Consider the following 17,795-nt stretch of genomic DNA (forward strand, 5'->3'; position numbering starts at 1 on the left):
AGAGCAGGGCGCGTCGATCGCGGTGTCTCGCTGATCGACGCGCCCTGGACAACTGCCGGTTCGGTGCGTACAACTGCCGGTTCGGTGCGTATGCCTGCCCGTTCGGGCTAGATGAGGTTCTTGAGCTGCTCGATGACGGCAGCCTGGTCCTCGGCGGCGGGGTGCACGTTGAGGCTGGTCACGCCAGCCTCCTTGAACGCCGCGATCCGCTCCTTGATGTAGGACTCGGGGCCGACCAGGTTGGCCGCCTCCAGCCACTCCAGCGGGACCAGCGCCTCTGCCTCGCGCTTCTTGCCCGAGAGGTAGAGCTCCTGGATCTCAGCAGCTTCCTTCTCGTAGCCGTAGGCGCAGGCGACGTCGTTGTAGAAGTTCTTGCCCTTGGCACCCATGCCGCCCACGTAGAGCGCGAAGAGCGGGCGGGCGAAGTCGAGCAGCGCCTTGGTCTCGGGGCCTTCGCCGATGGCGACCATGCCGCCGGCGACGATGTTCATGGCACCCAGCGACGGGTCGCGGCGGGCCGAGCCGGCCTTGATCGCGTCGCCCCACACCTGGCCGAACTTCTCCGGCCAGAAGAGGTGCGGCAGCCAACCGTCGGCCAGTTCCGCGGCCTGCTCCACGTTCTTCGGGCCCAGTGCCGCGACGTAGATCGGGATGCTGGAGCGCTCCGGCTTGGTGAGCAGCTTGAGCGGCTTGCCCAGACCGGTCACGCCGCCGTCCGCCTTGGTCAGCGGAAGCTTGATGATGCCGTCCGACGTCAGCGGCTCGCGCTTGAGGCCGGAGCGGATGATCTCGATGACCTCGGCGGTGCGGGCCAGCGGCTTGGAGTACGGGAGTCCGTGGAACCCCTCGATCACCTGCGGGCCGGAGGCGCCCAGACCGAGGATCGCGCGGCCGTCGGAGACGTTGTCGAGTCCGGCCGCGGTCTGCAGCAGGGCACCCGGGGTCCGCGAGTAGATGTTCAGGATCGCCGAGCCGATCTCGACCGTCTCGGTCTTCGCGGCCAGGTAGCCCATCAGGGTGGGGGAGTCGAAGCCGTAGGCCTCGGCCACCCAGACGGTGTCCAGCCCGGCCTTCTCCAGCGCGACCACCTGGTCGGCCGCAGCGCGGGGGTTGCCGTCGTACATCAGCATGGTGGAGAGCTTCATTGCATCCTCGTCGTCGTCATCGATGGGGTTGGAGAGAGGTTAACGTTCATTCACCATAGAGCGAAGAGATTTGGGTCGAGTAGTTCTCGTGGACGACCCGTCGCTTCAACTTCAGGGTAGGGGTGAGCTCCGCCGACTCGGCGGTCCACTCGACACCCAGCAGGCTCCACTTCTTGACCTGCTCGGGGCGCGAGAGCCGGGCGTTCGCGGCTTCGACCGCCTGGCCGACCAGGGCCAGGATCGTCGGCTCGGCGGCCAGCGCGGCGAGGGTGGTGAACTCGACGCCGACCTTCGCTGCGACCAGGGGTGCGATCTCCGGGTCGAGGGTGAGTACGGCGACCACGTAGGGCCGGCCCTCACCGTAGGCCAGGGCGTGGCCGACCAGCGGGCTCTCCTTGAGCAGGTTCTCGATGTTGGAGGGCGCGATGTTCTTGCCCGAGGAGGTGATGATCATCTCCTTCTTGCGGTCCACCACCTTGATGAAGCCGTCGGCGTCGATCTCGCCGATGTCGCCGGTGTGCACCCAACCCTCGGCGTCGATGAGCTCCTCGGTCGCGTCCGGCCGGTTCAGATAGCCGGGGGTGGTCACCGGGCCGCGGGCCAGGATCTCGCCGTCCTCGCCGAGCCGCACCTCGAGGCCGGCCAACGCGCGGCCGACGGTGCCGAGCCGGAAGGCGTCCGGGCCGCAGGCGGCGACCGCGGACGAGGTCTCGGTCATCCCGTAGACGTCGTAGATCCGGATGCCCAGGCCGGCGAAGAAGCGGGCCACCTCCTCCGGCATCGGTGCCGCGGCGCTGGCGGCCCACTGGCAGCGATCCAGGCCGAGCAGGCCGCGGAGCAGGCTGAGTACGGCGCCGTCCATCGCCTGGAACTTCGCGGTGAGCTCGGCCGACGGCGAGTTGCCGAACTGTTGGGCCTCGACGTACTCCAGGCCGATCGCCATCGCCTGCTCGATCCCGGCGCGCTTGGCCTCGTCCGGCTCAGCGGCAAGTTTGGCGGAGACGCCGGTGCGGATCTTCTCCCACACGCGGGGGACGCCGAAGAAGCGGGTCGGGCGGACCTCCGCCAGCGCGCCGACCAGGAGGGAGGGGTCGGCGATCAGGTGGACGTGGCCGCCCTGGACCTGGGGCACGTACATGCTCAGGATCCGCTCGGCGATATGCGCGAACGGCAGGTAGGACAAGGTGATCCCGGGCTCGGTGGTGCCGGCGACCGTCGAGGAGGACTCCGCCTCGAAGAGCAGGTTGGTGTGGGTGAGCACCACGCCCTTGGGGGCGCCGGTGGTGCCCGAGGTGAACAGGATGGTGAGCGGGTGGTCGGTCTTCAGGCCGGCGATCCGGGCGTCGACCTCAGCGGGCTGGGCGGCGCGGCGGGCGGCGCCGTCGGCGAGCAACTGCGCCCAGGAGGTGTGGCCCGCCGCGGCGGCCTCATCGATCACCACGACCGAACGGAGGGCGCCGCCGGCGATCACCTCGCTCCAGCGCTGCAACTGGTCACTGCCCTCCACGATCAGGACCGTCGGGGCCAGGTCCCCCGCGACCTGGCTGATCTGGATCGGCGAGAGGGTGGCGTAGACCGAGGACGGCACCGCGCCTGCGTGGACGGCGCCGAGGTCGGCGAGGATGTGCTCGATCCGGCTGCTGGCCATGATCGCGACGGTCTCACCGGGCTGGAGGCCGAGCCCGACCAGACCTGCAGCGACGTCGAGGGCGCGCTCGCGCACCTCGCTCCAGGTGAGGGTGCGCCAGCCGGCGCCGTCGACCCCGACCTTGTCGGAGTAGGCGGGGTGGTCGCCGTACTGATCCACAGTCCTGGCCAGAGCGACGGGCAGAGTCAGCCCATCGATGCGGCCCAGGATCTCTTCACGCTGCAGGTTGGTCATGGTGCTCCTCAGTAGCTCTTGGGAAGGCCGAGTTGCTGACTTCCGATGTGGGCGAGAACCAGTTGCTCGGAGACGGGGATGTTCTTGCCGATCCGGGCGTCGCGGAAGATCCGCTCGATCGGGTACTCCTTGGAGTAGGCCATGCCGCCGAGGGTCTGGAACGCCTGGTCCGCGGCTTCCCAGGCGACCTGGGCGCCCAGCAGCTTCGCGATGTTCGCCTCGTCGCCGCAGGGCTTGCCCTGGTCGTAGAGCCAGGCGGCCTTGTAGGACATCAGTCGGGTCGACTCGAGCTTGGCCTTGATCTGGGCGAGCGGGAACTGGATGCCCTGGTTGGCGCCGATCGGCTTGCCGAAGACGACCCGCTCCTTGGCGTAGTCGACTGCGATGTCGAGCGCTGCCTGCGCAGTACCGACGGCGCCGCCCGAGGCCAGGATCCGCTCCGGGTTGAGCACGTCCCACAGCACCGCGAACCCTGCGTCGACCTCGCCGATCACCCGGTGCGCGGGTACCCGGACGTCGTCGAAGAAGACCTGGCTGGAGTGCAGGATGTTGCTGCCCATCTTCGGGATCGGGGTGTAGCTCAGGGTGCCTGCGGCGAGCGCTTCCTTGACGTCGATCAGGAAGAGCGTGAAGCCGGCGACCCGCGGCTTGGCCTCCGCGGCCGGGATGGTGCGGGTGACGGCGACCATCCAGTCGGCGCGCTCCACGTTGGAGATCCACACCTTCTGGCCCTTGATCAGGAAGTCGTCGCCATCACGGCGCGCCGAGGTGGTGATCTCGATCGTGTTGGAGCCGGCGTCGGGCTCGGTCAGGGCGAGGCAGAACTGGGCCTTGCCCTCGGCGAGCGCCGGAAGCACCTCCTGCTTCTGCTCCTCGGTGCCGTGGCGGACGATCGTGGTCGCGCCGAAACCGGGCGTGGTCACGTAGAAGAAGGTGCCCGCGACGCCGCCGGACGCCGTCAGTGCCTCGTTGGCGACGGTGAGCTCCAGCAGGCCCTGGCCGCCCCCGCCGTACTCCTCGGGGATGTTGAGACCGAACCAGCCGCCGTCGGCGAGGTCGTCCCAGGCCTCCTGGGGGAACCGTTGCTCCTCTTCGCAGCGGGTCCAGTAGGCGTGGTCGTACCGTGCCGCGACGGCGGCGACGCCGTCGCGGACGATCTGTGCGGATTCCGGGAGATCGAAGTCCATGCGGTCTTCTCCTTACAGGCCGAGTGAGCGACCGATGATCTCCTTCTGGATCTCGGTCGTGCCGCCGTAGATGGTGGAGATCCGGCTGTCCAGGTAGGCCTTCGCAACCGGGTACTCGAGCATGTAGCCGTAGCCGCCGTGCAGCTGGACGGCCTGGTTGACCAGCTTGTTCTGGAGTTCGGTGGCCCAGTACTTGGCCATCGAGGCGCCGGTCGCGTCGAGCTCGCCCTTGAGGTGCTTGGCGATGCAGTCGTCGATGAAGACCCGGGTCACCTTGGCCTCGGTGGCCATCTCGGCGATCAGGAACCGGTTGTGCTGGAACTTGCCGATCGGCTTGCCGAACGCCTCGCGGGTCTTGGCGTAGTCCAGGCAGAGGTCGACCATCAGGTCGCAGGCGGCGGCAGCCTGGGCGCCGATGATCAGACGCTCCTGGGGCAGGTTCATCATCAGCGAGATGAAGCCGCTGCCCTCGGGGCCGAGCAGGTTCTCCTTGGGCACCCGGACGTCGGTGAACGAGAGCTCGGCGGTGTCCTGGGCGTGCAGGCCGATCTTCTCCAGGTTGCGGCCGCGCTCGAAGCCCTCCATGCCGCGCTCGACGACCAGCAGGCTGATGCCCTGGTGACCGGCGTCGGGGTTGGTGCGGGCGACCACGATCACCAGGTCGGCGTTGATGCCGTTGGAGATGAAGGTCTTGGAGCCGTTGAGCAGGTAGTGGTCACCCTGGTCCACGGCGGTGGTCCGGATGCCCTGCAGGTCACTGCCGGCGCCGGGCTCGGTCATCGCGATCGCGGTGATCGTCTCGCCGGTGACGCAGCCGGGCAGCCAGCGCTGCTTCTGCTCGTCGGTGGCCAGGCTGGAGATGTAGGGCACGATGATGTCGGAGTGCACCGAGAAGCCGGGGCCGGCGGTGCCGGCGCGGGTCTGTTCCTCGGAGAGCACCACGTTGTAGCGGAAGTCGTTGACGCCGGCGCCGCCGTAGGCCTCGTCCACGTCGAAGCAGAGCAGGCCGGCTTCACCGGCCTTGAGCCAGAGCTCGCGGGGGACGATGCCGTCCTTCTCCCACTGGTCGTGGTGCGGCGCGACCTCACGCTCGAAGAAGGCACGAGCGGTCTTCCGGAAGTCTTCGTGCTCGGCTTCGAAGAGCGGGCGGGCGGACTGGTTCATGGGACGTTCCCTTCGCTGGTGGACTCGCGCGTCACTCTAACAGTGACAGTGACACTGTCAATGAATTTCAGGTGAGTCGGATCACCGGGGTGCCGCTCGTTCACGGCCGCGGCACGTTCTGGGCGCCACGGCCCTGCAACTGGGGCGACTGCGCGCTGCAGCGCGCATCCAGCCGTGGCGGCCGGGGCGAGGTCTCGGCGGGGCTGCGCCGGTCGACGCCGTAGTCGCAGTTCTTCAGCAGCTTCGGCACCAACAACACCCGGCCGCTGCCGTCCCGCGTCGAGCCTGCCATCGCTGCCAACTGCTGGGGCAGCCAGTCCAACCAGTGCTGCAGCCCCTCGACCCGGAGACCGGCCATCGCCAACAGGGGAGTGGACCCGTCGATCAGCTTCACCACATCGGGCTCCAGGGCGGTCCATAACTCACGCCCTGCCGCTGCCGCCTGAGGTCCGCTGGTCAAAAGGCTCCGGACGATCGGGTCGACCCGCGCCAGCTCGGCGGAGATCAGGCGGGCGTTGCGTACCGTGCGGCGTAGCAACTGAGCCTGCTCGGTGACCGTGGTCAACGGCGTCAGCGCGTCCCGGGTCAGCTGCTCCAGGTCGGGCTGCAACGCCCGCAGCAGTTCGAACGCCCGCTCCAACTCGATCGAGGTCGCCCGCAGGTCGACGGCGCCGTCGCCGAAGACGGCGTCGATCTCGCCGGAGATGGTGGCGATGTCGTCGACGTCGATCCGCTTCATCAACGACTGGACGTCGGCCAACACCTGGGGCATCGGCAGGGGGATCGCGTCGTCGTCGGCGCGTACCTCACTGCCGTCGGTGAGCCACGGACCCTGGTCGGTGTTCGGGGCGATGTAGAGGTGCTGCTCGCCGACCGCGGAGAGGTTGCGGACCTCGAAAACGCTGTCCCGTGGCACCTTCACGTCGTCGTTGAGCTCGATCCGCGCGGCCACACCGTCGTCGGTCAGGCTGATCCTGGTGACCACGCCGACCTTCTGCCCGCGGTAGGTGACCGGTGCTCGCGGGTGCAGGCCCCCGGCCTCGGGGAGGTGCACTGTCACCACCTTCGGGGAGGAGAAGAGCCCGCCGCCGACGACGGAGTCCCCGACGTAGACGGTGCCGGCCACCAGGATCGCCAACAACAGGATCTGCGCGATCCGGACCCGTCGCCGCAACTGTTGGAACTGGCTCACTGTCCCTCCCGAGCGGTCTTCGGCGTGGTCCGCGTCGGCTGCTGCGGCCCGGTCCCGGTCGGGTTCAGGCCGTCCGGGTCGAGCAGCAGGGTCAGGTCGAAGTTCGAGAAGTCGCCGGGGGAGGCGTCGTCGGTGAGCTCGCCGAACTTGATCAGTCCGCGCATGCCGCGGACCAGGTTGCGCTGGCTGCGACGCAACGAGTCCAGCACCGGTCCCGCGTTGCGGACCGTGGAGACCAGATCCTCCTGGACGGTGTCGAGGAAGAGGTCGGTGGAGTCGCCGAGCCGTTGGACCTCGGCCAGCAGGGTCAACAGATCCGCCTGCTGGCTGCGCAGTGCCCGGACGGCCGGTCGCAACTCACCGACGGCGTCGACCAGGTACGGCGCGTCCTCGGCAAGGCGGCGGCTCAACCGGTTCACCCCGCGTAGTGCCCGGTCGAACTCCGCGGTGTGGGCGTTGAGGTCGGTGACCGTGCGGTCCAGGCCGGCCAGCAGCGCCCGAGCCTCGGGCGCATTCCCCGTCAACGCCACGTTGAGTTCATCGACCACCGTGCCGATGTCGGCGAAGGCGCCACCGGTGACCACCACCGAGAGCGAGCTCAACAGGTCCGCGACGTCGGGGGCGCGGGTCGTGCTCGCCACGTCGATCCGGGCTCCGTCCGCGAGTGCGGCGTTGCGTTGCGGTCCGTCGAGAAGCTCCACGAAGGCGGTCCCCATCGGTGAGGTCAGCCGGATCTCTGCTCGCCCGCCGGACCTGATCCGGGCATCCTCCTGGACCTTCATCACCACTTCGGCGCGGTAGTCGCTGACGGTCACCGAGACCACCTGGCCGACGGTCCGCCCGCCCCACTTCACCGGTGAGTCGACGGGGAGGTTGAGCGCGTTGTCGAAGACCGCGGTCAGCTGGTACGTCGGCCCGTCGATCAGCGAGGGCATCGGCACGTCGTCCAGGGAGAGGCCGCACCCGCCGCCGAGGAAGAGCGTGGCCGCGAGCAGCGGCGCGGTCACGAGCCGGCGGATCATGGCAGGTTCCCGGGGATCGCGGCGCCCAACCCGTCCAGCAGCCAGTCCAGGGCGCCGGTGCCGTCGGAGGTGAAGAGCAGGTCGCAGACGTCGGCGGCGATGGTGCGGCACATGGTGCTCCGGAAGTCGGCGGAGAACGGTCCGGTGTTGGTGGAGAACTGCACCCGCAGCCGGCCGGTGCGCCAGTCGTAGGCCCGCGCCAGGTTCTCGGCCAGCGTCGGCATCGTGTCGAACGCTTCGGCCAACGAACCGCGGTGCCGATCCACCTGGCGCGCCAACCGCACCGCCTCGGCGAGGTCGGTGTCGATCACCGAGCGGTTCTTCGCCACGAACCGGGTCACCACCGTGCTGAGCTGGTCCAGGGAGCTGATCGTCCCGGCGATCGAGGAACGCTGCTCGGCGACCACAGCGGTGGTGGCGTCCAAGCTGGTCGCGAAGCGGCGGATCACCGTGTCGCGGGCGGCCACCGCAGCGAGCAGATCGGCCAGGTTCGCGGTCACCGCCTTCAGGTCGTCGCCGCGCCCGTTCACGGTACGCAGCGCCTTCTCGCCGTCGATCAACGCCTGGCGCAACGGTTCGCCGTTGCCCTGGAAGGTGCGCGCGGTGACCTTGAGCAGGTCGCCGATGTCCCGGCCACCGGGGGTGGTGTTGTCCAACGCCAGCACCAGGTCGTCGATCGAGGAGGCGATCTGGTCGACGTTGGCGGGGCTGCGGGTCCGGTCGGTGTCGAGGTGCGCGCCGTCGGGAAGCGTGGGGCCGCCGGTGTAGGCCGGCCCCAGCTCCACGTACCGGTCGGTGACCAGGCTCGACTGCAGGATGTTGGCGCCGGCGTCGCGCGGCAGTTGGGTACCGGGGTCCAGCTCGAGGCGGACCCGCATCGACCGGCCGTGCGGCTCGATCGCGGTGACCGAGCCGACCGGTACCCCGAGGTACTGGACGTCGTTGCCGACGTAGAGGCCGGTGGTGTCGACGAAGTCCGCGGTGACGACGATCGGCTCCTGGGCACCCGACCGCCACCAGAGCAGACCGCCGACGACCAACAGCCCGGCCACGGCCACCGCGACCGCGCGGCGCAGGGAAGAGGTGGTCATGAGCAGGCCCCCGGAGTCGCCAGACACCACATGTCGTCCGGCAGCACGAACCAGGGCGCGTTGACGCCGAGCCAGGGGCCGTCGCCGGCGGCGTTGGTGTAGAGCCGCATCGTCGGGCCGAGCATCTTCAGCACCTCGTCGAGCTCCTTGCTCTGGCTCTTGAGCACATCGAGCACGGTGCGGACATCACGTAGCGCCGGCTCCAGGTCGGGCTGGGTGGTCCGCGCCAGTGTGGTGAGCCGGCCGGCGAGACGGCGGCTGTCGCGGAGCAGCACACGTAAGGCTTCGCGCCGCTGGTGGACCATCGTCAGGACCTTGTCGGCGTCTGTCATCAGGGCGTCGAGTTCGTCCTGCTGGTCGAGTACGGTGCTGGTCACCGATCGGGTCGCACCCAGCAGTTCGGTGAGCTGTGCGTCGCGTTGGTCGACCATGCTGGCCAGGCCGCTCAATCCGTCCAGCGCGGTGCGTACCTCGCCGGGTGCGGTGGTCAGTTCGCCGGCCAGCACGTCGATCGACTTCTCCAGGGTGGCCAGGTCGAGCTCGGCCAGCTTCGGCGCCGACTCCAGCCAGAACTCCTCGATCGTCCAGGCGTCGCTGGCGTTCGCCCGGGGCAGGGTGTCGCCGGTACGCAAGGTCGCACCCTCGCCGGGGGTGAGGGCGAGGAAACGCTTACCCAGCAGGGATTCAAGCTTCACCTCGACCTGGGTGTCACGGGTCAGCCGGGTGTCGCCATCGAGCCGGAACTCGACCTCGACCTGGTCGCGGCGGGCCTGGACCGAGATCACCTTGCCGACGTCGAGACCGGCGATCCGGACCGTGTCGCCGGCCCGAAGCCCGCCGGCGTGGGGGAGCCGGGCGTGGTAGCGATCGCCGTCCGGGAGAAGGGTGAGGACCACCGCGACGACGGCGGCCAGCGCCACCGCGATCAGGCCCAGGCGGAGGATGCGCGGAGAGATCGACATCAGCGGCACCTCGCGGAGTGTTGACCGGTCGGCACCACATCGACGCCCGGCAGCCCGGGGATCTCGGCCAACAGCCGGCAGACGTAGACGTTGAGGTGGCTGCCGTAGCCGAGCGTGCGCAGGTAGACCGCGAACTGCTTCGGCGCTGCGGTGGTGGTCTCGGCGAGAAGCTCGGAGTTGTCGGCCAGGTGGCCGCTGACCGAGCGGAGCGCCTCCAAGTCGTAGACCAGGGCGTCGTCGGTGCTGTCCAGCAACTGCTCGACATTGACGGCCAACGCGGAGACGTCGTCGAGCGCGCCACCGATCTTGTTCCGGTCCCGGGCCAGGCCACGGGTCAGGGTGCCGAGATCGTCGACCATCCCGGTGATCTCGTCGCGGTGAGCGTCCGCGGTCCGCAGCACGGTGGTCAGGTTGGTCATTACGGTGCTGATCAGCTCGTCCCGGCCGACCAGGTGCTGGGTGAGTTGGCCGACCTGTTGGGTCAGGTGGCGCACGGTGCCGCCCTGCCCCTGCAGGACGGCGACGATGTTCTCGCCGAGTTGGTTGATGTCGCCGGGCTGTAGGGCGTCGAAGAGTGGCCGGAACGCGTTGAACATCGCGGTCAGGTCGAGTGCGGGACGGGTCCGGCCGACCGGGATCACTGCGTCAGCGGTCAACCTCTCGGCCTGTGGTCGGGCGCCGGGATCCAGCGCGACGTACCGCTGGCCCATCAGGTTGAGGTAGGCGATCGAGGCGATCGTGGACTCGGTGACCCGCTGCTCGGAGTCGACCTCGAAGGTGACCAGCGCCAGGTTGTTGCGCAGTTCGGTGTCGACCACCCGGCCGACCCGGACGCCGGCCATCCGGACGTCGTCGCCGACGGCGAGACCGGTGGCGTCGCGGAACTCGGCGCGGAACCGGATCGGGTCCTGGCCGCGTTCCCCGGCAAGGGTGCCGGCGATCAAGAGGGTGAGCAGCAGCGCGAGCGCGGTGAAGGCGGCGACCCCGAGCGCGGGGCCAGGGTGGGCGCGGAGGATCCTCATCGACAGTTCCTCCCCGCCATCGAGCCGTAGCGCGGGCAGTCAGCCGGGCCGTACGGGGCCGGGAGCTGGCCGCCTACGACGCCCTCCATCTGGATGGAGCCGCCCTTGATCGCGTTGGCGCCGTTCTCCACGACGCCGGTGAACTCGGCGAGCGCCTGGGTGAAGCTGCCGCTGCGTCCCGCCATGGTGGAGAGCACGTCGGCGAGGTTGGCCAGGAGCGCGCCGAGCGGCGTCCGGTAGCTGCGTAGGAAGGTGTCCACGGTGCCGGCCAGGTCACTCAGGTCGCGCAGGGCGGCCAGGATCTCGGTGTGCTGCTCGGCGTAGGTCCGCGCCAGCGGGAGCGAGTCGCGCAGGATCTGGACCAGGACCGGTTCCAGCTCGGCGCCGAGCTCGCTGGCGTCGGCCAACAGGGCCAGGTCACGGTGGAAGGTGGGGGCGACCTTCTGCCACGAGTCGAGCATCGTGCCGGCGTCGGAGATGAAGGCGCCGAGGTCGTCGCCGCGGCCTTCCAATGAGGCGGCGAGTTGGGAGAGGGCGGCGTCCAGGTCCGCAGGGTCGATCGCGACCAGGAGACGCTGGGCCGCGGTGAACGTGTCCATCAGCCGCACGGTCCTACGCGAGGTGTCGGCGGGGATCCTGCCTCCGGCGCGGAGGGTGCCCGGGGCGCCGGTGGCCTTCTCGGTGCGGACCAGGTCGACGTACTCGTTGCCGAAGAGGGTTCCAGGCAGCACCCGCGCGACGACGTCACCGGGGATCTCGTCGGCGTACTCGGACATCAGCACGATCTGGGCGGACGGCCTGCTGCCCGGCTCGACGCTGAGCACCCGGCCGACCCGGAGCCCGCGGTACTTCACATCCGAGCTGACGCCGAGGGAGTCGCCGCTGGTCGGCAGGGCGGCGGTGAGCTTGAGGTCGTTGGTGATCAAGCCCGCGTAGGAGCCGGCCAACCAGACGGTGACCCCGCCGAGGAGGGCGAGGGTCAGCAGCCCCGCCAGCAGCATCCGGGTGCGCTGGCTCAGCATGGTCGCGGTCGCACTCATCCGGAGATCTGCACCTGCTGGTCAGGGCCCCACAATGCCAGGGTGAGCAGGATGTCGAAGACGGTGAGCGCCACGATGCTGGTCCGGATCGCCAGTCCGGTGGCCCGCCCGACGCCTTCCGGACCGCCGGTGGCGGTCATTCCGTAGTAGCAGTGGATCAGGGTGATCAGGAGGGTCAGCACGATCACCTTGATCCCGGCGTAGACAACGTCGATCGGGGCGACGAAGGTGCTGAAGTAGTGCTCATAGGTGCCCGCGGACTGGCCGAAGAAGGTGGTCACCATGAAGTCGGTCGCCACGTAGGTCCCGACCAGACCGATCAGGAAGAGCGGCACCATGACCACCATCGAGGCGATGATCCGGGTGCTGACCAGGTAGGGGATCGGCCGGATCGCCATCGACTCCAGGGCGTCGACCTCCTCGTTGATCCGCATCGCGCCGAGCCGGGAGGTGAAGCCGCAACCGATCCGGGCGGCGAAGCCGAGAGAGGCGACGATCGGGGCGAGCTCGCGGGTGTTGGCGTAGCCGGAGATGAAGCCGGTCAGCGGTGCCAGCCCGATCACGTCCAGGCCGTTGTACCCCTCCAGGCCGACCTCGCTCCCGGTCAACGTGGAGAGCAGCAGGACGACGCCGACGACGCCGCCGCCGACCACGAAGATGCCCGAGCCCAAGGTGACCTCGGCCAGGACGCGGCCGATCTCGCCGGGGTAGCGGCGCACCGCGAGCGGGATGCCGCGCAGGGCATGGAAGCCGAGCGCCATCATCTCGCCGAGACGGACGATCGGGGCGGTTGCCAGGTCGATGGCGCTCATCCGAGGGGACCTCCGGCCACGGTGCTGTAGATCTGCGAGATCGCGAAGTTGGCGGCGAAGAGGGCGACGAAGTTGATCACCACGGCGCTGGTCACCGCGTCACCGACGCCGGTCGGGCCGGCGCTGACCCGGAGCCCTTTGTGCGCAGCGATCACGGTGCACATCACCGCGAAGATCGCGGCCTTGACCAGGGAGAGCCAGAGGTCCGGCAGGCCGGCCAGAGTGGTCACCGAGGCCAGGTAGGCACCGGGCGGCAGGTCCTGGAGGACCACGCTGACGGTGAGCGTGGTCAGGATGGTGAAGAACATGACCACGCCGTTGAGCAGGACCGCAACCACGACGGTCGCCAGCATCCGGGGGACCAGCAGCCGCTCCACGACAGGAATGCCCATCACCTCGAGGGCGTCGAGCTCGTCGCGGATCTTGCGGGAGCCGAGGTCGGCACAGATCGCCGATCCGGCGACGCCGGCCAGCATCAGCGCGGTGATCATCGGTGAGGCCTGGCGGACCACCGCCAGGGTGTTACCGGCTCCGGTGAAGGAGACGGCGCCGACCTCCTGGGCCAGGACGCCGACCTGGAGCGCCAGGATCACCCCGAACGGCATCGAGACGGCGAGGGCGGGGAGCGTACAGACCCGGATCGTGAACCAGGTCTGGAGCAGGAACTCCTCGACCGGGAAGCGCCGGGTGAGCAGGCTGCGGACCAGGGCGGTCAGCATCTGCTCGCCGAGTCGGAGCATACCGAGTAACTCATCGAGGGGGCGCCACGTTCTCAGATTGCTGCGCAATCCGTTGCGGAGGCCTTCGCGGAAGGACTCGGTCAACGATTCACCGAGGTGGGCGCCCGGTGCCGGGCGGCCGGTCGGATCGGCGTCCGGCGTCGGTGGGAGTGCCGTCGTCATCCGCACCCCCTCGTGACCGTGACAGCATTACTGTGACAGAGATGAGAGTCACATGTGGCGATGCCGCCGTCAAGCAAATCTCAAAACCCGGCGGGAATGGGCTTTGCCAGGGCGCTGGGACAGTATTACTGTGACAGTCATGAGCAAGCAGGTAGAAGATCAGAGCGATGATCTGCTCACCATCGATGAGCTGGCCGCCGCCGTCCAGATGACGGTGCGCACCGTGCGGTACTACGCCACCCTCGGCTTGCTGCCGACGCCCGAACGGCGGGGACGGATCGCCTACTACGGCGATGTGCACCGGGCCCGGCTGGAGATGGTTCGGGCCCTGCAGGAACACGGATTCACCTTGCAGGCGATCGAGGGGTACATGACCTCGATCGACCCGAATGCGACCGTGGAGGAGTTGGTGCTGCGGCGCTCGATGCTGATCCCGTGGAGCCCGGCGCCACTCGACCTGCTCAACCGCGCCGACCTGGAGGAGCAGGCCGGGCGCAAGCTCACCGCAGCCGACCTCGACCTGCTGGTCACCTTGGGCGCGATCGCTCGGGTGGGCAAGAAGTTCGAACCCAAGCCTGCCCTGCGGGTCAGCCTGGATCTGATCGAACTGGATATCCCGACCGAGTCGATGGGAGCGGCCGGGCAGGCGATCGCCCAGCACATGGACTCGCTGGTCTCCGAACTCACCACGATCATGAAGGACCAGGTCGTTGCGCCGTTCCGGAGTTCGCCGCACACTCCCGAAGAGGCGCTGGAGTTCGAGCGGACCGTCAAACGCCTGCGTCAGTTGACGATCGAGGCCGTGGTCACCCACTTCCAGCGCTCGGCAAATGAGTTCATCGCCAAGTCGCTGACCCGGCCCGGCTCCTAGGGTTGTGCGGAACGTAGCCGGACGAGTGCGAGCGCCGTCTCGGCGGTGAGGGTTGAGGCGTTCGGCGTCTGGTTCTCGATCCGCCAGCGGTTGCAGTCGTTGCTGATCTGGATCCGGTCGCCCCATGCTGTGCTGGCCACCATGCTCGGCCACGGCGTCGGGGTGCCGGCGCAGGCTTGGTCGGTCGGCGGCGTGGTGGTGAAGCTGGCGCTGAGTTCCCTGCTTATCTGGCTGATCAGCTTCGCGGGGATCGGTATCGCCACAGGCGACCCGTTCTCGGCCGGAGGGCAGTAGACCGCTTCGGTGAGCTCGATCGGCGGTGCTATCGGCAGCAGGCTGCGCGGGTTGTCGGTGCCGTTGATGGTTGTGGTGCAGGCGAGCTCGATCGGCGGAGCTGATGGCTCCCGTGCGGAGCGCTGTTCGCTCAGCAGGGCGGCGAACGTGTCGAAGGGTGCGAAGGCGTTCTGCCGGTCGCCGCGTACCGAGTCGCCGATGAAGACACCGCCACAGCCGTGGCCCTCGCCGCGGGCGATCTGGATGCTGCCGTCGGTGAGTTGGAAGGCCATGCCCCAGGTTGGCCCGAGGTCCTGCTCGCATGCCAGCTGTGCATCGGATCCTTGCAGGGGAAGGGCGTTGATCGCTTCGGCGACCTTTCCAGGATCTGTGGTCAGGGCGTCCGCCGGTTGCTGCCAGCCGAGGCCGCCCGGGTAGCAGAGCCGGACCGCGACGACGTCGGTGGCGATGGCGTCGTTGTCGCTGATGACCTGCTCAGACTCGGAATCGGCTACCAGCGTCGGGTCGGGGCAGGTGAACTCTCCGGCGACGACGCCGGGCGCGGTGGCCGGAGCCCCTAGGCCGCCGTCGGTATCGGCACCGGAGAGCGCGGCCCACCCCAGCGGTGCGCCGAGGGCGAGGATGCTCAACGCCGCGACGCTGGTGCCGGCCAGTCGACGTCGCCGGTTGGTGCTAGCTCGTGCGTGAACCAGATGGGCGCGGTCTGGGGTAGCAGGCGGTTCGGGAACCAGGTCATGCAGGGCGGTACGCAGGTCGTCATCGTTCATCGGTCCTCCTGGGCCAGCAGTGGTGAGATGCGGAGGGTTCGGAGTGCTCGAGCGGTCTGGGACTTCACGGTCCCGACGCTGCAACCGAGCAGTTCGGCGGTCTGTTTCTCGGTGAGATCTTCGAAGTAGCGCAGCACCACCATCGCGCGTTGCCCGCGGGGCAGCGTCGCCAGCGCCGTGACCAGGTCGCGGCGCAGTTCCGTGTCGGTGCGGCCGTTTGCCGGTTCTGCCTGCTCTGGCAGGGTTTCGGTCGCCCGCTCGCCGTTCCACTTGCGCCGCCACCAAGCGACGTAGGTGGTGAACAGGGTGCGCCGCACGTAGGCCTGGAACGATCCTGTTTCAGAGACGCGTTTCCAGGCCGGCCAACACTTCGCCAGGGTGGTCTGCACCAGGTCCTCGGCGAGATGCGAGTCGCCGGTCAACAGCCAGGCGCTGCGCCACAGCGCATCGCCGCGGGTTGCGACGAAGTCGTCGAACGTCGCTGGCCCGGCCTCGGACTCGACCACGATCACCTCATTCATCGGTTCACCTCCACAACCAGATGAGCGGTTGGGGTGTGCACAAGGTTGTCAGCGGATCCGGATCGCCGTCTGCGGTTCATCAAGGTGATGCCTCGGCGTCACCGGTGGCTGATCCGATGGCTGCGTGAGCCCCACGATCTCCAGCCTGGTCGTCACTCCCGCTGTCGTCGCCCACCGAGGCGCCTGCGGGCTGTTTCCGGAACACACGCTTGAGGCCTATCGCGCCGCCATCCGGATGGGGGTGGACGACATCGAGCTTGACCTGGTCGCCACGCGTGACGGCGTCCTGATCTCACGCCACGACGTCGAGCTGTCGGCGACCACCGACATCGCGGACCGACCCGAGTTCGCGCGGCGCCGGACCACGCGGTCCATCGATGGTGAGCGGCAGCGCGGTTGGTTCGTCGACGACTTCACGCTTGCTGAGTTGCGGACCCTGCGTGCCCGGGAGCGGTTTCCCAAGCTGCGCCGCAAGAGCGCTGCGCGCGACGATCTGTTCGCGCTGGCGAGTCTGGACGACGTCCTGGCGATGGTGGCGGTCGAGAGCCAGGCGGCAGGCCGCTCGGTCGGGGTGATGTTGGAGCTCAAGCACCCCACCTACTTCGCCCGCCGGGGGTTGGACCTGGTGGAGCCGCTGTTGGCCACCTTGCGTCGGCACGGTCTGGACCACCCGCGCTCGCGAGTCACCGTGATGGCCTTCGAGACAACGGTTCTCACCCAGATCGCGGCCCGGAGCCGGGTGGCGATCACTCAGCTGCTGACCACCGAAGGGGCGCCGTACGACCTGATGGTGGCGGGGGAGCCGACCACCTATGCGGAGCTCGCCTCGCCGGCTGGCCTGGCCCGGATCGACGAGTACGCCGACGGTGTCGGGGTGCACCGTGAGCTGGTGCTCAACGACGACGGAGTGGCGACGTCGATGGTTCGCGACGCGCATCGGCATTGGCTCACCGTCCACGTGTGGACCCTGCGCCGCGAGAACCGCTTCCTCCCAGCGCAGTGGCGCACCGCTGGCCTCTACGGCAACCTCGCCGGCTACGCCGACGCCTACCTTTCCGCCGGTGTCGACGGCCTGATCACCGACCACCCCAACCCCGCGCTGTACGCGACGAAGCGCCACCTTGCGGCGATGGCGGTCGCCCGCCCGGTCGAGGCGTAGTAGCAGCTTGTTGCTCGTGCGTTGAATGTAGTGAAAACAGTACATATCATCGCCTCTATGGATGCTCGCCAGGTCGTGCAGGAGATCGTGACGAGCTCGGGCATGAGCAAAGCGTCTCTGAGCCGCGCGTCGGGGGTGAGTCGTTCCGCCATCGACTCCTATCTCTCGGGCGAATCGTCTCCTACCGCACGACAGTTGAAGCGGCTAGCCGAGGCGGGAGGTTGTGAGGTCCAGGCGGTCGTGGTGAAGAAGGTCGTGGCCCGTCCGATCCCCGAGAGTCTGGTCGCTGTGCTGGAGTTCGGCGAACTGTTTCCCCCGAAGCGTCCCAAGCCGCTGCCTGACATGCGCGAGGTGTGGGCGCGAGCACGAGCACGGGCGCGGGCGTGACCTCCGCGCACCAGTGGTGCGTGCTAAACCCGGTTGTGGACGGGTCTCGACAAGCTCGACCAACGGGTCACCGGTGATCGAGCTTGTCGAGATCAGGGTCACCGGTGATCGAGCTTGTCGAGATCAAGTCCTGGTGGTTCAGGTATTCCGGCGGTTGCTGCCAACCTGACTCGTCAGGGTGCGATGAGCCTGCTCGCCGACACGTTGGATCTACACCACCGGTTGCCGCGGCCCGGTTCGATATCCAGCTCGCTGTTGGTGAGCGGTATGGGTGGCCGACCATCGAACGCACGCTCGCGATGGCGGTCGCCAAGTTCCACCCCGAGTTGGTCCGCGACAAGACCGGGCCCTCTCCAGGGCCGACTGGGACGTCAC

The 17,795-nt window shown here is 68.6% G+C and carries 17 protein-coding genes; 3 read left to right on the forward strand and 14 right to left on the reverse strand.

What is annotated here, in order from left to right:
* Positions 1 to 107: 107 nt before the first annotated feature.
* The 12 genes from ACLM5J_RS17225 to ACLM5J_RS17280 all read right to left on the reverse strand — a co-directional run bounded on the left by ACLM5J_RS17225 (position 108) and on the right by ACLM5J_RS17280 (position 13,421).
* On the reverse strand, positions 108 to 1,145 hold the full coding sequence (locus tag ACLM5J_RS17225; protein ID WP_413657719.1) for an LLM class F420-dependent oxidoreductase: 1,038 nt from the start codon (positions 1,143 to 1,145) through the stop codon (positions 108 to 110).
* A 46-nt stretch (positions 1,146 to 1,191) separates the two neighbouring features.
* Positions 1,192 to 3,027, reverse strand: coding sequence for an AMP-dependent synthetase/ligase (locus ACLM5J_RS17230; protein WP_413657720.1), 1,836 nt, complete (start codon positions 3,025 to 3,027; stop codon positions 1,192 to 1,194).
* An 8-nt stretch (positions 3,028 to 3,035) separates the two neighbouring features.
* A complete protein-coding gene (locus ACLM5J_RS17235; RefSeq protein ID WP_413657722.1) occupies positions 3,036 to 4,214 on the reverse strand; it encodes an acyl-CoA dehydrogenase family protein in 1,179 nt (392 codons plus the stop codon).
* Between the two features lie 12 nt (positions 4,215 to 4,226).
* On the reverse strand, positions 4,227 to 5,378 hold the full coding sequence (locus ACLM5J_RS17240; RefSeq protein ID WP_413657724.1) for an acyl-CoA dehydrogenase family protein: 1,152 nt from the start codon (positions 5,376 to 5,378) through the stop codon (positions 4,227 to 4,229).
* Between the two features lie 100 nt (positions 5,379 to 5,478).
* Entirely contained in the window at positions 5,479 to 6,570 is a 1,092-nt protein-coding gene (locus tag ACLM5J_RS17245; protein WP_413657725.1) for an MlaD family protein, read from the reverse strand.
* Positions 6,567 to 7,592, reverse strand: a complete 1,026-nt coding sequence (locus ACLM5J_RS17250; protein WP_413657727.1) for an MlaD family protein — start codon at positions 7,590 to 7,592, stop codon at positions 6,567 to 6,569. The genes ACLM5J_RS17245 and ACLM5J_RS17250 overlap by 4 nt, the downstream gene beginning before the upstream one ends.
* The gene (locus ACLM5J_RS17255; RefSeq protein WP_413657728.1) at positions 7,589 to 8,683 is read right to left on the reverse strand and encodes an MCE family protein; all 1,095 of its coding nucleotides are present in this window, start codon (positions 8,681 to 8,683) and stop codon (positions 7,589 to 7,591) included. The genes ACLM5J_RS17250 and ACLM5J_RS17255 overlap by 4 nt, the downstream gene beginning before the upstream one ends.
* Positions 8,680 to 9,645: an MCE family protein gene (locus ACLM5J_RS17260; protein WP_413657729.1), complete on the reverse strand. Its 966-nt coding sequence runs from the start codon at positions 9,643 to 9,645 to the stop codon at positions 8,680 to 8,682. Before ACLM5J_RS17260 ends, ACLM5J_RS17255 begins: the two co-directional genes overlap by 4 nt.
* Complete coding sequence (locus ACLM5J_RS17265; protein WP_413657730.1) at positions 9,645 to 10,667, reverse strand: MCE family protein; 1,023 nt, start codon at positions 10,665 to 10,667, stop codon at positions 9,645 to 9,647. Before ACLM5J_RS17265 ends, ACLM5J_RS17260 begins: the two co-directional genes overlap by 1 nt.
* Entirely contained in the window at positions 10,664 to 11,707 is a 1,044-nt protein-coding gene (locus ACLM5J_RS17270) for an MCE family protein (protein ID WP_413657731.1), read from the reverse strand. The genes ACLM5J_RS17265 and ACLM5J_RS17270 overlap by 4 nt, the downstream gene beginning before the upstream one ends.
* On the reverse strand, positions 11,704 to 12,519 hold the full coding sequence (locus ACLM5J_RS17275) for an MlaE family ABC transporter permease (protein ID WP_413657732.1): 816 nt from the start codon (positions 12,517 to 12,519) through the stop codon (positions 11,704 to 11,706). The genes ACLM5J_RS17270 and ACLM5J_RS17275 overlap by 4 nt, the downstream gene beginning before the upstream one ends.
* On the reverse strand, positions 12,516 to 13,421 hold the full coding sequence (locus ACLM5J_RS17280) for an MlaE family ABC transporter permease (RefSeq protein ID WP_413657733.1): 906 nt from the start codon (positions 13,419 to 13,421) through the stop codon (positions 12,516 to 12,518). Before ACLM5J_RS17280 ends, ACLM5J_RS17275 begins: the two co-directional genes overlap by 4 nt.
* Positions 13,422 to 13,560: 139 nt before the next feature.
* On the opposite strand from ACLM5J_RS17280, the gene ACLM5J_RS17285 reads away from it, so the two are divergent.
* Positions 13,561 to 14,292 carry a MerR family transcriptional regulator gene (locus ACLM5J_RS17285; protein ID WP_413657735.1) on the forward strand — a complete coding sequence of 244 codons (732 nt, stop codon included), beginning with the start codon at positions 13,561 to 13,563 and terminating at the stop codon, positions 14,290 to 14,292.
* Here the strand turns inward: ACLM5J_RS17285 and ACLM5J_RS17290 are convergent.
* Together ACLM5J_RS17290 and ACLM5J_RS17295 are read right to left on the reverse strand one after the other, a co-directional pair.
* Positions 14,289 to 15,353, reverse strand: coding sequence for a hypothetical protein (locus tag ACLM5J_RS17290; protein WP_413657736.1), 1,065 nt, complete (start codon positions 15,351 to 15,353; stop codon positions 14,289 to 14,291). The genes ACLM5J_RS17285 and ACLM5J_RS17290 overlap by 4 nt on opposite strands.
* Positions 15,350 to 15,874: a SigE family RNA polymerase sigma factor gene (locus ACLM5J_RS17295; protein WP_413657737.1), complete on the reverse strand. Its 525-nt coding sequence runs from the start codon at positions 15,872 to 15,874 to the stop codon at positions 15,350 to 15,352. The genes ACLM5J_RS17290 and ACLM5J_RS17295 overlap by 4 nt, the downstream gene beginning before the upstream one ends.
* Positions 15,875 to 15,998: 124 nt before the next feature.
* On the opposite strand from ACLM5J_RS17295, the gene ACLM5J_RS17300 reads away from it, so the two are divergent.
* Positions 15,999 to 17,033 (forward strand): glycerophosphodiester phosphodiesterase family protein, encoded by a 1,035-nt coding sequence (locus tag ACLM5J_RS17300; protein WP_413657738.1) that lies wholly within the window; start codon positions 15,999 to 16,001, stop codon positions 17,031 to 17,033.
* A gap of 102 nt (positions 17,034 to 17,135) precedes the next feature.
* On the forward strand, positions 17,136 to 17,420 hold the full coding sequence (locus tag ACLM5J_RS17305) for a helix-turn-helix domain-containing protein (RefSeq protein ID WP_413657739.1): 285 nt from the start codon (positions 17,136 to 17,138) through the stop codon (positions 17,418 to 17,420).
* The last annotated feature ends 375 nt before the right edge of the window (positions 17,421 to 17,795 follow it).

Source organism: Nocardioides sp. Bht2, assembly GCF_047308515.1.
Lineage (GTDB): Bacteria > Actinomycetota > Actinomycetes > Propionibacteriales > Nocardioidaceae > Nocardioides.

Bases quoted from the DNA above. Each gene is read 5' to 3' on its own strand.
- ACLM5J_RS17225 (WP_413657719.1), bottom strand. From the start codon at position 1,145: ATGAAGCTCTCCACCATGCTGATGTACGACGGCAACCCCCGCGCTGCG.
- ACLM5J_RS17230 (WP_413657720.1), bottom strand. From the start codon at position 3,027: ATGACCAACCTGCAGCGTGAAGAGATCCTGGGCCGCATCGATGGGCTG.
- ACLM5J_RS17235 (WP_413657722.1), bottom strand. From the start codon at position 4,214: ATGGACTTCGATCTCCCGGAATCCGCACAGATCGTCCGCGACGGCGTC.
- ACLM5J_RS17240 (WP_413657724.1), bottom strand. From the start codon at position 5,378: ATGAACCAGTCCGCCCGCCCGCTCTTCGAAGCCGAGCACGAAGACTTC.
- ACLM5J_RS17250 (WP_413657727.1), bottom strand. From the start codon at position 7,592: ATGATCCGCCGGCTCGTGACCGCGCCGCTGCTCGCGGCCACGCTCTTC.
- ACLM5J_RS17255 (WP_413657728.1), bottom strand. From the start codon at position 8,683: ATGACCACCTCTTCCCTGCGCCGCGCGGTCGCGGTGGCCGTGGCCGGG.
- ACLM5J_RS17260 (WP_413657729.1), bottom strand. From the start codon at position 9,645: ATGTCGATCTCTCCGCGCATCCTCCGCCTGGGCCTGATCGCGGTGGCG.
- ACLM5J_RS17265 (WP_413657730.1), bottom strand. From the start codon at position 10,667: ATGAGGATCCTCCGCGCCCACCCTGGCCCCGCGCTCGGGGTCGCCGCC.
- ACLM5J_RS17270 (WP_413657731.1), bottom strand. From the start codon at position 11,707: ATGAGTGCGACCGCGACCATGCTGAGCCAGCGCACCCGGATGCTGCTG.
- ACLM5J_RS17275 (WP_413657732.1), bottom strand. From the start codon at position 12,519: ATGAGCGCCATCGACCTGGCAACCGCCCCGATCGTCCGTCTCGGCGAG.
- ACLM5J_RS17280 (WP_413657733.1), bottom strand. From the start codon at position 13,421: ATGACGACGGCACTCCCACCGACGCCGGACGCCGATCCGACCGGCCGC.
- ACLM5J_RS17285 (WP_413657735.1), top strand. From the start codon at position 13,561: ATGAGCAAGCAGGTAGAAGATCAGAGCGATGATCTGCTCACCATCGAT.
- ACLM5J_RS17290 (WP_413657736.1), bottom strand. From the start codon at position 15,353: ATGAACGATGACGACCTGCGTACCGCCCTGCATGACCTGGTTCCCGAA.
- ACLM5J_RS17295 (WP_413657737.1), bottom strand. From the start codon at position 15,874: ATGAATGAGGTGATCGTGGTCGAGTCCGAGGCCGGGCCAGCGACGTTC.
- ACLM5J_RS17305 (WP_413657739.1), top strand. From the start codon at position 17,136: ATGAGCAAAGCGTCTCTGAGCCGCGCGTCGGGGGTGAGTCGTTCCGCC.